We start from the raw sequence: 12,243 nt of genomic DNA, 5'->3' as shown, positions 1-12,243 counted from the left end.
ACGATGTTTGTTAATAGTAAATGACCAGAATACGGTTTTCGCCCAAGTAGATGGATCGACTATTACGGAATTTCTGATCTGGCACGTTAAGAATTCAGAAGGCTCGGTCTGCTAGCGTCGACCTGTCGTGGCCAGATTTGGAGAGCGCTTTGTGCTGAATGTGATGTCTCAGGTAGAGGGGCTGCGGATATCGCAGGAGGCGTTTGTATCCCATTTCGTGCACGATCTGCGGGCGTGTTTACGGGCGGTTGAAACGCTGCCTGACTGGATAAAAGAGGATCTGGAAGAAAATTCGGAAAACGTGCCCGAGGAGGTGTATCAGTATCTGACCAGCATCCAAGTGAGTGCACGGCGCGCTGATCGTTTGCTTGCCGATGTGCGGGAGCTTTGCGAGTTGGGTGCGGGGGCCGATCCAATTGAGAAGGTGGAGCTGAGCGCGGCGGTTAGATCATTGTTGGACCGCTATAACCTTCCCGATGGGTTTGACATTGAACTGAACATGGCCGAACAGCAATGCGCCTTGCCGCAAGTCAGCTTTGACAAGGTTATGACGGCGCTATTGGACAACGCGGTCAAACATCATGGGGGGCGAGGCGGGACGATATTCATCACCAACATCAATACGAACGCCGCGCTGTTGGTTGGGGATGACGGGGCAGGCATCGCCGAGGAATATCGCGAAAGTGTTTTTGACCCGTTCATAACGCTGAAACCACGTGACGTGGTTGAGGGGAGCGGGATGGGCCTAACCCTTGCGCGTCGCCGTGTCGAAAGCTGGGGCGGTACCTTGCGTGCGGTAGCAGACCCTAGGGTTAAGGGGGCGGCATTCGAGATTGGGTTTAGCACAGCGGGGTAGTCAGTGCAGGCCGCACTCCGGCAATCCCGCGATCTATGCTATGATGTCTTGTAGCCCCACCAGCATTAACCCCTGTCGGCGTCCGGCAGTCTAACCCTTGCTCAATTGCGCCCACACCTGTCGTAGACCCGCAAGCGACAACTCCTCGCGCGATAACAACCGCGCCTGTACAGCTTGGGTGGCGAGGGCGGATTTATAAAGCGTGGGCAAGACGCCGTCGCCCACGATCACCACATTCTGGCCCAGCCAATAGGGGCGGGCCCCTGACAGCTCCAACCCGATCAGTGATCCCATCAGGCGCGACCAGCCGAGGTTTTCGGGTACCCCGCTTATCGCCGCATCAGCCGAGATTTGCGCCAATGTGGCGGCAAAGGTTTGCGGCCTTGCCATCACGTCATCGACGGCTTGGGCAAACGCAGCCTCGTCCAGTGGCCCTTGGCCCGCGCAATCAGACAGGGGTGGGTTGAATGTAAGCGTATTGGCAAGAACAGGCGTCAGATAGCTTTGGAAGCTCACGACCTCGCCTGCGCTGATATGCGACCAATGTGATTGTGATGCGACCGTGCAGATGACCCCGTCAAAATCAGGTTCTTGGGCAAGCATCCCGCCGATTGCCGTCTCGCAACCCAACATCAGATCCGCAGGCTTGGCCTGACGTAATCCGGGCACGACGTGCAACACCACCCGAGGGTCAGGCGTCTCCATCAACAAGCTGCCCGCCATTGGCGCGGCAGGCACTGCGCGGTACATGTCGGCGGGCATTCTGGGCAACCCTGCGCATAACACAGGGGCCGGTGCGCGTGTCGTCAAATAGGGCGATAGAAAATCGGCCAAGCCGTCGGGCGACAGGTCCGTGGGCGCTGCATGTTTGGCGATCACTTCGCCAACCGCGCCGATCACCGTAACAACCGGATATTCTGCCCCCCATGTGAGGCCGATCCATTCTGTACTGCGCATCTTGGAATACCTTTTTCGAGGGGCTTGGGCGTAGGTTTGCGCGTGGCTAGCAATCGAACGGCGGTCCCGCAAGCCCGGGCGTGCTGCCTTTGGCCCAATAGAAACCCGTGGGCCAGAAATCGGGTTGCATCATTGGGCATGTTAGCGCTCTAATGCGCCATCAATTATAACAACACAGGGAGCTACCCGAAATGAAAATTCTCGCCACCACGACCGCTCTTACGCTTAGCCTTGCCACCAGCCTGTCCGCTGCTGGCTGTGATGAGGTTACGTTTTCCGATGTAGGTTGGACAGACATTACAGCCACGACTGCGGCAACCACGGTTGTCTTGCAGGCGCTGGGCTATGAAACCGACATCAAAATTCTTTCGGTTCCGGTGACATACACCGCGATGGCCGCCGGGGATGTTGACGTATTCCTGGGCAACTGGATGCCGACGATGGAGGCCGACATCGCGCCCTACCGCGAAGCGGGCACCGTGGACACCGTGCGTGCCAACCTGAACGGTGCGAAATATACGTTGGCCGTCAATAAGGCCGCCGCTGACATGGGCATCACGACATTTGCCGATATCGCAGCGAACGCCGACGCGCTGGATGCGACGATCTATGGCATTGAGCCGGGCAATGACGGCAACCGTTTGATCCAGTCGATGATCGACGACAACGCTTTTGATCTCAAAGACTTTGAGGTCAAGGAATCGTCCGAGCAGGGTATGTTGGCGCAGGTCAAGCGTGCGACAGGCAAAGGTGAGCCGGTTGTATTCTTGGGTTGGGAACCACACCCCATGAACGCGAATTTCGATCTGACCTATCTTGAAGGCGGCGATGATTTCTTTGGCCCGAACTTGGGCGGTGCGTCGGTCTTTACCAACACCCGCGCGGGCTATGTCGAGGAATGCCCGAATGTTGGCAAACTGCTGAACAACATGGAATTTACTCTGGCCATGGAAAACGAAATCATGGGTGCCATTCTGGATGACGGCGAAGAGCCCGCAGATGCGGCGACCGCTTGGATCAAGGCAAACCCGGGCGTGTTGGACACGTGGCTGGCAGGCGTGACCACCCAAGACGGTGGCGATGCGATGGCGGCTGCAAAGACAATCGTCGAGTAATGAACCCTTAACGATCAAAGGGCCTGCCATCGGGCGGGCCCTTTTCTACATTAAAACAACCCTTTCGCGGAGACCCCAATGAACTGGCTCACCGACAATAAAATCCCCATCGATGACGCCGCCGAGGCGGTATTTGACTGGCTGCTGGTCCACGCAGGGTGGTTGTTCGACGGGCTGTCTGTCGCGATGGAGTGGTTGATTGACGCCATTCTGTGGGTGCTGCAAACGCCGCATCCGTTGATCATTATCGCGGCATTCGCGGCGCTGACCTGGGCGATCCAACGCAATTGGAAAACGCCGCTGATGATCGTTTTGGGGTTCTTGTTTATCCTCAACCAAGATTATTGGGAGGAAACTACAGAAAGCCTGACCTTGGTTTTGTCGGCTTGTGTGGTCTGTATGGGCGTGGGTGTGCCAATTGGTATCGCCGCTGCGCATCGCCCCAAATTATATCGTTATATGGCCCCTGTGCTGGACCTGATGCAAACCCTGCCGACCTTTGTTTACCTCATCCCCGCGATTGTATTTTTCGGGATCGGCATGGTGCCGGGCCTGATTGCGACGGTGATTTTCGTGCTGCCCGCGCCTATCCGCTTGACCCAATTGGGTATAGCATCCACGCCCAAACCGCTGCTTGAGGCGGCGCAGGCTTTTGGGGCGAAGCCCAGCCAGACATTGTTCAAAATCGAATTGCCCTATGCGTTGCCGCAGATCATGACGGGGCTGAACCAGACCATCATGCTGTCCTTGTCCATGGTCGTGATCGCGGCCCTCGTGGGTGCCGATGGCTTGGGCGTGCCGGTTGTGCGGGCGCTGAATTCGGTCAACACAGGGCTTGGGTTTGAATCCGGCCTGATTATCGTGGTCGTGGCAATTATGCTGGACCGTATGCTGCGGGTGACACGGAAATGAGCGCTGATATGAAAACCACCCCTCAAAATGCTGTCGAATTCGACAATGTATCCATCGTGTTTGGCGACCGTCCTGAAAAGGCATTGCCGCTGATGGACGCAGGTCAGGACCGCGCCGAGATCGAGGTCGCCACCGGCCAAGTGCTGGGCGTTCACAACTGTTCGTTGGACGTGAAAGCGGGCGAAATTCTGGTGTTGATGGGGCTTTCCGGTTCCGGCAAATCAACGCTGCTGCGTGCGGTGAACGGGTTAAACCCGATGGCGCGCGGCACGGTGCGGGTCAACGATGGCGACTGGTCCTGTGATATTGCAGAAAGCACCGCCGCCGAATTGCGCCGCGTGCGCCGCGAATGCGTGTCGATGGTGTTTCAGCAATTCGGGCTGCTGCCATGGCGTTCTGTGCGTGACAACGTGGCGTTGGGGCTGGAACTGGCCGACGTGCCCAAGGCCGAACGGCTGGAACGGGCAGACAAACAACTGGCGCTTGTGGGGCTTGCCGATTGGGCGGATCGCAAGGTTGGTGATCTGTCGGGTGGTATGCAACAGCGCGTGGGCCTTGCCCGCGCCTTTGCGACCGAGGCACCGATCCTGCTGATGGACGAGCCGTTCTCGGCGCTTGATCCGCTGATCCGCACGAGGCTGCAGGACGAGCTGCTGGACCTGCAACGCGAGTTGAAACGCACCATCATCTTTGTCAGCCACGATCTGGACGAGGCGTTCAAGCTGGGCGGCCGCATCGCGATCATGGAAGGCGGACGTATCGTGCAATGCGGCACCCCGCGCGAGATTTTTTCGAACCCCGCATCGCCCTATGTGGCTGAATTCGTTGCCAATATGAACCCGCTGGGCGTGCTGACGGCGCGCGATGTGATGGGGCCAGTGGTCGGGGATGATGCCACCTCGGTGGCCGCTGAAACGCCCGTGGATGATCTGATCCACCAGCTGGACGACAAGGTCGGTGAAATCGCGGTCGAGGAAAACGGTGAAACCATTGGGACCGTGACGGCGGCAAGCATCATCGAAAGACTGCAAACACGCTGATCTACCAGCAGATCGGTCAGCGCGCGGTTTAGCGCGACCTCTCCTTTGTAGGAAATTATGAAACCCCGTGTTCTTTTTTGAACACGGGCACCAAAAACTTGCCAGAATACACGTTATACGATTACTGTTTCCTTGGTTTGTTTATTTTATGTGCCGCAGTTTACGCGGCCCGTTGTTGTTTCATTTTTTCAAAAAAGGCCGATGCTTTATGACCACATCCGATAGCAAAACACATTTCGCCAATGTTGCCGCCGCGTATCACGCGCAGGCGCAAAGCAACAATCGTTTAGACCTGTTGAATGAAAAAGGGACTCCGTCTTTGGCGGGCTGGTTCTTTGGCCCGATGGGCGAGAACGAAGCCGTCATGCACAAGATGGCCAAAAAAGCGGTGAGTGCCAATGCGAACGCGCGCCGCGAATATGGCGACCAGTTTCATGATCCGGTCTACGTGACCGAGGAAATCAAGGCGTCCAAGGAATACAAAGAAACCATTGATGCGCTTGAAAAGCAGCTGGATCACATGCTGCACGCGCTGCACGGGTCTATCCCGCTGTCCAGCTATCGCAACCAGTCCCACATGTATTGGGATTGCACGATGCCGGGTTTCGTCGGCTATTTTGCGGCGATGCTGTATAATCAAAACAACGTCGCCGCCGAAGCGTCCCCCGTCACAACCTTGTTGGAAATCGAGGTGGGCAAAGATCTGGCGCGGATGTTGGGATATACCGTGCCGGAAACCACGCCGCCGCCGGACGGTGCGATCGTTCCTTGGGCGCATATCACCTGCGATGGGTCCGTCGCGAACGCAGAAAGCATGTGGGCCGCGCGCAATCTGACCTATCTGCCGGTGTCGCTGGCCAACGCGATCAAGCTTGAGCCATCCATGGCCGCGGCCAAGAATTTCAAAGTTCCGCTGGTTCAGGGCGGCCATGCCAAGCTGATCGAGTTGGACAATTGGACGCTGATGAACCTTGGTGTGGACACCGTTATCGACATGTCGCCGCGCCTTCAGAAAGAGTGTAAAATCTCGTCCGAGACCCTCAAAGAAATGCTGGACAAATACTCGGTTCAGAACATCGGCCTGACCGAGATGCACCGCACCTATATCAAGGATGTGACTCAGCTGCCTGTCATCATGGCCCCCAGCACACGGCATTATTCTTGGCCCAAGGGGGCGGCGTTGTTGGGCATCGGTGCGAATTACGTGTTGGACACCCACGTCAATCTGGATGGCCGCATGAAGATTGATGACCTGCGCAAAAAGATTGAGGACTGTTACCAGAACCGCCGTCCGATCCTTGAAGTGGTTGCCGTTCTGGGCACAACCGAAGAAAGCTCGGTCGATCCGCTGGCCGATATTGTGGCCCTGCGCGAGGAATACCGCAAAAAGGGGATGGAGTTTACGATCCATGTTGATGGTGCGTGGGGGGGGTATTTCGCATCTATCCTGCGCAAACCGCGTTTTCCGCAGCCGGACGGTCAACAGGGTGCGCAGGAACACACGCCGTCGATGGTGATGAGCGACTATGTCACGCGCCAATACGAGGCGCTGCCCCATGCTGACACGCAAACCGTTGATCCGCACAAGGCGGGGTTCATTCCCTATCCTGCGGGGTCGTTGTGCTATCGCAATGGCGCGATGCGCGATCTAATCGCCTTTACCGCGCCGGTGGTCTACCACGGCGGGGTCGACCCGTCCGTGGGCGTTTACGGGATCGAAGGGTCCAAGCCCGGTGCGGCGGCGGCAGGTGTCTATCTGTCCCACGCGATCATCCGCCCCGATCAATCGGGCTATGGCAAACTGCTGGGCAAATGTATCTTCAACTCCAAACGGTTTTACGCACAGCTGCTTGCCCTCGCAGGGTCTGACGAATGTTTCAAAGTGGTGCCGTTCCAACGGTTGCCCGCCGAAAAACAGGGCAAATCCAAAGCCGAAATCGCAAAGCAGCTTGAGCTGATCCGTACCGAGATCGTGCCGCGCGAGAATGATGATCTGGTGAAATATCTGGCCGCCCACCCCGACGCCCAAGAGGTGTTCCGCGAAATGGGGTCGGATCAGAACATCGTCACCTATGCGCTGAATTTCCGCACGGCGGATGGCTGGAACACCGACATCGCGCTGGCGAACGATTTCAACACGGCGATGTTTCAGGCGTTAAGCATCGGGACATATGATGGCGGCGTTGTCCCCAAGCAGCCGATGTTTGTGACGTCGTCTGCTTTTGGTGTGGCCGACTATGGGCAGGAATTTGTGGATGCGTTTGGCGCGCGGTTGTCCCTGCCACCAACCGAAGGTCAGGCGATCAATTTTCTAATTTCCACGACCCAAGACCCGTGGGTCACGGCCACAGAAAAAGGCAACTGGCTGCCGATCGTTCTTGAGGCATTCAAGCAAACGGCGATTGATCAGACCAAGAAGATTGTCAAAGACAATGGCTTACGTCCTTGGGAGGGGTGAATAAAATCAAGGGGCGCTAACGTGGCGGAGCCGGCATTTAGACGAGTGTGCCGTATCCGGACGAATAAGTTTGGCGGCCAGCAGGCTGGTGAGGGCGGCAAAAATCCCTATAATTGGCCTGCTTACGGTAGAACTTTCGTCCTGCTGTACGATTATGGGTTTCAGTCCGGCGCGTTGTCTTGCACAAGAAAAGGCTAATAAAGGGTAAACATCTGAGTAACTAGCGATCACATAAATCATAACAATTCATCTGGGGAGAGAATGAATATGTTGAAGATTGCAACTGGCGCAAGCGAGGAGAGCGATACCGTTGAGGCCGTTAACGAGGCGCTTCAAATCGCATTGGACGGGATGGACGGGGTGGCCCCAAAGGCTGCTCTTGCTTTCGTTGGTATCGACGTAGACGCGCAGGCGTTGGTTGATGCCTTTGCCAAGGCTTTGCCTGGGGTTGAACTGGCGGGCTGCACCACCGACGGCGAAGTCGCCGGCCCTGGTGGGTTCCTAGAAGACAGCGTCGTGATTACCCTGTTCGGGGCGGAAACGATTGATTTCACGGTTGGCATTGGCCACGGTGCGTCTGCCGATCCGAAAAAGGCGACTGCGGATGCGGTGGCCGATGCGAAATCCAAAACCGACAAGGAACCCGCGCTGTGCGTGGCCATGCCCGAAGGCATCGGCCCAAACATCAGCGATATTGTGGGCGGTCTGCGCGACGCTTTGGGCCAAGATTTCCCCGTGGTTGGCGGGGCGTCGGGCGATCAGATGCGGTTCCAAGGCACCAGACAGCTTTGCAACACCGAAGTGGCGTCAGATTCAGTCGTGGTGCTGATCATGTCGGGACCGCTGATTTACTCCTGCGGCGTTGCAACGGGCTATGTGCCCCTTGGCAACCGGCACAAGGTCACCAAGGCCGAAGGGTCAACCATCCATGAAATTGATGGTAACCCGGCGATCAATCTTTATCGCGATTATGTCGAGGGGCAGTCGGTGCATTTCCCCTTGGCCGTTTACAGTTCCGAGCGTGACGATTTTCTGCTGTCCTCGCCCCAGGCGTTTCACGAGGACACAGGCGCTGTGACCTTTGTGAACCCTATCGAGGTGAATAAAGAGGTGCAGCTTGCCACGGCCTCGCGCGATGAAATCATCGCCGCGTCCCGGACCGCGGTCGAGAACGCGTTTCAGGGGTTCCCCAAGCAAAGCCCGGATGCTGCGCTTTTCTTCTCTTGTGCGGGGCGACGGGCCGCTTTGGGCACGCGCACCAAAGAGGAATACGAAAGCTTTGAAGCCATCATTGGCGGGGCATTCCCAACTGCAGGTTTCTATACCTACGGCGAGATTGGGCCAGCAGGCAGTCAAGGCAAGGCAGAACAACACACGAATGCGTTTCTTGCTGTTTTGTTGGGGGCCGCGCCCGCGGTTTGATCAACATTTATGACATTGGAGAAGCCACCTCGGAAAGGGTCTGACCTGGATAAACAGCTGCGGCGATTGGAAAAGCGGCTTGAAAAATCCGATCTGCGCCGGGTCGAGCTTGAGGATCTGATGGACGCCTCGCACGCGTTCCAGCGTCGTGTGATCGCGGATATCGAAGACCAGAAATCCCAGATCGAACAGCTGTATAAATCGCTTGAGGCTGAAAAAGACCGCACAGAACAATTGTTGCGTTCAATCATGCCCGAAGCCATCGCCGAAGAGCTTAAGGCCAACGGCAAGGTGCGCCCGCGCCATATCTCTTCGGCGACGGTGATGTTCACGGATTTCGTTGATTTCACCAAAAGCACCGAACAGATGAACCCCATTGATCTGGTGCGTATGTTGGACCGTTATTATGGCGCGTTCGATGAAATTGTGGCCAAGCACGGCGTCGAAAAGGTTAAGACTATCGGCGACGCTTATATGACGGTCGCAGGTGACTTGAACGGGGCAGGGCATCTAGACCATGTTGCCGCCACCTGCGCCGCCGCGACCGAGATTATGGCTTATGTTCAACACAACCTTGATTACACGGCCCAAGACGAGGTCGCGGGCTGGGGCTTGCGGATCGGCATTCACACCGGCCCGATCTCAAGCGGTGTGGTCGGAACCAAAACGCTAAGCTTTGATATCTGGGGCGATACGGTCAATACCGCCGCACGGATGGTCAGCGCCTGCGACGAGAATACCGTTTTGCTGTCGGCAGACACCGCCGCGCTGGTCAAACCCCGCGATAGGGTGGTCGAGCGCGGCGATATCGAGGCAAAGGGCAAAGGCACCTTGCAAGTGTACCGTTTACTTACTCCATAAAGATCGGATGAACCGGTTCCAGCTGGCTGCCCGGCTTGAATTTTTGGTTGATGGAGGGAGCGACATAGGGAAACCGGTCGCTCATCCGTTGTGTTCCGATACTGGGCAGGTCGGCATCCGGGCCGGGCTGCATAAAGGGATTAAGGTCTTTCAGCGTCCAGAAAATCGCATCCTCACGCAGATTGCGCCCGTTGGGGTATCCGGGCTTTGCCTTTGGGTCCCAGTGGATCATGTCGGGCAGATAGAAATCAACTTTCTCGGCCACCTTGGCTTGGCTGACCTCAAGCTGTTGAAAACGGTAAGTAAATTGCTCCAAGTAGTTGGGTCGGTCCTCGTGTGGGGCTGATGCGTTGTAGGCGTTGTTCAGGTCGCCAACGGTGGGGTATTTCGCGGCATTTCGTGGGGTGTAATATTCCGGATTATAACCGCTTGGCGCATCAACCAGATAGATGCCCTGAATGCCCGCGCGTCCCATCCTATCCACGGTTTTGCCGGCACCGTCCGCCACTGTTACCCAGAAATTCAGCCGCTCTTTGCCCATGTCCGGCACCTCGAGCACGATCAACGTCATGTCCGTGCGCCCGAACGCCAGTTCAGACGAACCCGCAGCGGGCAGGTGGTCGCCGCCAGCCAGCGCTTGCGTGATCGCCAACGCCACGGGTGCGTCCACGGTAAGGAAATCAAAGAAAAACGGGTCGCGGCGGGGGCCGACGAACAGCAGTTCTTCCATCTTGCCTTGTACGATCTGCAATTCGTGGTTCAGCGCGTTGGTCTTGCCTTCGCCATGCATGATGCCCGTCCATTTGGCGTCGCGCGCCTCGGCACCGATGGCCCTGCGCAGCTCAACAGGTTGTTGCTGGCCATCCATGGCTTTGCCCGCTTTGATTTTATAGGCGATGTCGGGCCTGGCATCATTGTCGGTGTCAAAGTTAAAGATATACACCAGATCAGGCGACAGGGTGATCTTGTCAGAGGGCTGCGTACCCGGCGCGCCGGAGCCGGACAGCGGGTTCAAAGTCATCGCCATCGCCAGCCCCCCAGTCTGGGTTCCGTGGAACAGGAACACATCACCGATGTCTGCCCTTGGGTGCTGCTGCGTATAGGGGGAATCGCGGTGATCTGATGCCAGAGCCGCGCCGGACAATGCCGCAAAGGCAGAAGAGAGGACAATCTGCCTGATGGAAAAAAGGTTAAATTTCATAGGTCTACCCGCTTCTTATAATATTCATCAAGAAAGTGAGCAAAGCCTAGCAAGTATTAACCTACCTGCCTATAGGGTGGTGTCATAATCTGGGATACTCGGACTACGTGTGGTTAAAACGCCCGCGCAACAGGGCTGCATGTACAGATATCTGCGGCTCATCTGGCGACCCGTTCGTTTTGTCTGCGTTCTGGCAAAAATGCCGCCTTACGGCATGATCATCCGCACGTTGGGGATCTGCTGGATGCGCAATACGTCTTGGTCGTAATTCTCTGTCATTTCTTCGACCAGCTCATCGGTCCAGCCCGGCATGTCCAGCTCTTCTTCGATTGCGTCTTCCATGGCGAATTTGCTCAGGAATGCTGCAATCACCTTTTGCTCCTGCGACCCTGAAATCTCGGGGTGGGCGGCGATATAGGTGCGAAAGCGTTTCATGCCTTCGACGGTCATGATCGTTTCCAGTAGGTCAAATTCGTTCTTCAGCTTTGCGTTCTTGGGCAGGCCTGCGATCTCGCGCATGATTGTGCCCCAGATCAGCGGCGCGTCCTCGTTGCACCAGACGGTGACCGCAATTTCTGGCGCAGAATCGTGCAACAATTCCAAGGTTTCCGACCAGCACACGTCGGCCTGATCCTTGTTGCCCCAGAAATGCGCGTCGGAATTATCCGCTGACACGCCATGCAATATCGGCAGCAAGGTCGCCGGATTGCGGATACCCAAGAACAGCTCGATCTCGTCATCGGGAAACAGCTGCACAATACGCATCATGCGCACCGGTGCCGCCGGATAAAGCATCCCCTCGACCATCGCCGTGGCAGGTGTGCGGAAAAAATTGGGGTCCGACAAAACCACGCGTTTCGCGTCGGCATCATCCAGAATCGCTTCCAGCAAAACGTCACGCGCGCCCTCGGCCACGGTGGATTTATACATCGCATTCAACGTGTCGCGAAACAGCCCGCGATAGGTGCTTGGCCCCGGTACAACGGTCCCGTCTTTGGCCAGCCGGTCGGTGTTAGCCAGCAGGCTTTTCAGTAAACGCTCTTCTTCGGTGTAATGGGCACCTGCGTGTAAAACCAACTGCATGGATATCCAGCTCAACTTCTATCGTGTGACCAAGGCAATAGCCGTTCTTGCCCGATCTGTAAAACTGCAAAATATCTGCTATTTCCCCTCTTGCGCCCCCCCGAGCAATCTTCTAAACGAACGCCCAGTGCCCCTATAGCTCAGCTGGTAGAGCAATTGATTTGTAATCAATAGGTCCGCGGTTCGAGTCCGTGTGGGGGCACCATTTCAGCAAGAATTCAAGATATACGCAAGTCATGGCCGTGTGCATGCTGCTCAAGTATTTTTTTGACATACCAGCCGGGTGGAAATGCCCTTAAGCGTGGCAGCGAAACACCTCTCGGGCCAGAAATATTCCA

The 12,243-nt window shown here is 56.5% G+C and carries 10 protein-coding genes and 1 tRNA gene; 8 read left to right on the top strand and 3 right to left on the bottom strand.

Features of this window, described 5'->3' with window-relative positions:
- Nucleotides 1-127 precede the first annotated feature (127 nt).
- A complete protein-coding gene (locus tag WNY39_RS02630) occupies nt 128-856 on the top strand; it encodes a HAMP domain-containing sensor histidine kinase (protein ID WP_342843825.1) in 729 nt (242 codons plus the stop codon).
- 90 nt (nt 857-946) lie between these two features.
- On the opposite strand, the gene WNY39_RS02625 is transcribed toward WNY39_RS02630, so the two are convergent.
- Nucleotides 947-1,813: a 2-dehydro-3-deoxygalactonokinase gene (locus WNY39_RS02625; RefSeq protein ID WP_342843823.1), complete on the bottom strand. Its 867-nt coding sequence runs from the start codon at nt 1,811-1,813 to the stop codon at nt 947-949.
- 191 nt (nt 1,814-2,004) lie between these two features.
- Here WNY39_RS02625 and WNY39_RS02620 point away from each other — a divergent pair, with 191 nt between their 5' ends.
- From WNY39_RS02620 to WNY39_RS02595, 6 genes are all read left to right on the top strand, one after another.
- Nucleotides 2,005-2,928, top strand: coding sequence for a choline ABC transporter substrate-binding protein (locus WNY39_RS02620; protein WP_341234671.1), 924 nt, complete (start codon nt 2,005-2,007; stop codon nt 2,926-2,928).
- Between the two features lie 78 nt (nt 2,929-3,006).
- The gene (gene choW / locus WNY39_RS02615; protein ID WP_342843819.1) at nt 3,007-3,840 is read left to right on the top strand and encodes a choline ABC transporter permease subunit; all 834 of its coding nucleotides are present in this window, start codon (nt 3,007-3,009) and stop codon (nt 3,838-3,840) included.
- Between the two features lie 8 nt (nt 3,841-3,848).
- Nucleotides 3,849-4,880, top strand: a complete 1,032-nt coding sequence (gene choV / locus WNY39_RS02610) for a choline ABC transporter ATP-binding protein (RefSeq protein ID WP_342843817.1) — start codon at nt 3,849-3,851, stop codon at nt 4,878-4,880.
- Between the two features lie 208 nt (nt 4,881-5,088).
- Nucleotides 5,089-7,338 (top strand): pyridoxal-dependent decarboxylase, encoded by a 2,250-nt coding sequence (locus WNY39_RS02605; protein ID WP_342843816.1) that lies wholly within the window; start codon nt 5,089-5,091, stop codon nt 7,336-7,338.
- A gap of 261 nt (nt 7,339-7,599) precedes the next feature.
- On the top strand, nt 7,600-8,760 hold the full coding sequence (locus WNY39_RS02600; protein WP_342843815.1) for an FIST N-terminal domain-containing protein: 1,161 nt from the start codon (nt 7,600-7,602) through the stop codon (nt 8,758-8,760).
- A 9-nt stretch (nt 8,761-8,769) separates the two neighbouring features.
- Nucleotides 8,770-9,621, top strand: coding sequence for an adenylate/guanylate cyclase domain-containing protein (locus tag WNY39_RS02595; protein WP_342843813.1), 852 nt, complete (start codon nt 8,770-8,772; stop codon nt 9,619-9,621).
- On the opposite strand, the gene WNY39_RS02590 is transcribed toward WNY39_RS02595, so the two are convergent.
- Both WNY39_RS02590 and WNY39_RS02585 read right to left on the bottom strand, forming a co-directional pair.
- The gene (locus WNY39_RS02590; RefSeq protein WP_342843811.1) at nt 9,611-10,822 is read right to left on the bottom strand and encodes a DUF4331 family protein; all 1,212 of its coding nucleotides are present in this window, start codon (nt 10,820-10,822) and stop codon (nt 9,611-9,613) included. The genes WNY39_RS02595 and WNY39_RS02590 overlap by 11 nt on opposite strands.
- 207 nt (nt 10,823-11,029) lie before the next feature.
- Nucleotides 11,030-11,905 carry a hypothetical protein gene (locus WNY39_RS02585; protein ID WP_342843809.1) on the bottom strand — a complete coding sequence of 292 codons (876 nt, stop codon included), beginning with the start codon at nt 11,903-11,905 and terminating at the stop codon, nt 11,030-11,032.
- 129 nt (nt 11,906-12,034) lie between these two features.
- Here WNY39_RS02585 and WNY39_RS02580 point away from each other — a divergent pair.
- Nucleotides 12,035-12,110 (top strand) — tRNA-Thr (locus tag WNY39_RS02580).
- The last annotated feature ends 133 nt before the right edge of the window (nt 12,111-12,243 follow it).

Origin of the sequence: Sulfitobacter sp. AS59, assembly GCF_038899995.1 — a bacterium.
In the GTDB taxonomy this organism is placed as follows: Bacteria; Pseudomonadota; Alphaproteobacteria; order Rhodobacterales; family Rhodobacteraceae; genus Sulfitobacter.
Note: the sequence above shows the minus strand (reverse complement) of the source record. Positions and strands in the feature narration are given on the sequence as shown.

Excerpts from the sequence above, each read along its gene's own strand:
- WNY39_RS02585 (WP_342843809.1), bottom strand. The coding sequence starts at position 11,905 with ATGCAGTTGGTTTTACACGCAGGTGCCCATTACACCGAAGAAGAGCGT.
- WNY39_RS02600 (WP_342843815.1), top strand. The coding sequence starts at position 7,600 with ATGAATATGTTGAAGATTGCAACTGGCGCAAGCGAGGAGAGCGATACC.
- WNY39_RS02605 (WP_342843816.1), top strand. The coding sequence starts at position 5,089 with ATGACCACATCCGATAGCAAAACACATTTCGCCAATGTTGCCGCCGCG.
- WNY39_RS02625 (WP_342843823.1), bottom strand. The coding sequence starts at position 1,813 with ATGCGCAGTACAGAATGGATCGGCCTCACATGGGGGGCAGAATATCCG.
- choV (WP_342843817.1), top strand. The coding sequence starts at position 3,849 with ATGAAAACCACCCCTCAAAATGCTGTCGAATTCGACAATGTATCCATC.
- WNY39_RS02595 (WP_342843813.1), top strand. The coding sequence starts at position 8,770 with ATGACATTGGAGAAGCCACCTCGGAAAGGGTCTGACCTGGATAAACAG.
- WNY39_RS02590 (WP_342843811.1), bottom strand. The coding sequence starts at position 10,822 with ATGAAATTTAACCTTTTTTCCATCAGGCAGATTGTCCTCTCTTCTGCC.
- WNY39_RS02620 (WP_341234671.1), top strand. The coding sequence starts at position 2,005 with ATGAAAATTCTCGCCACCACGACCGCTCTTACGCTTAGCCTTGCCACC.
- choW (WP_342843819.1), top strand. The coding sequence starts at position 3,007 with ATGAACTGGCTCACCGACAATAAAATCCCCATCGATGACGCCGCCGAG.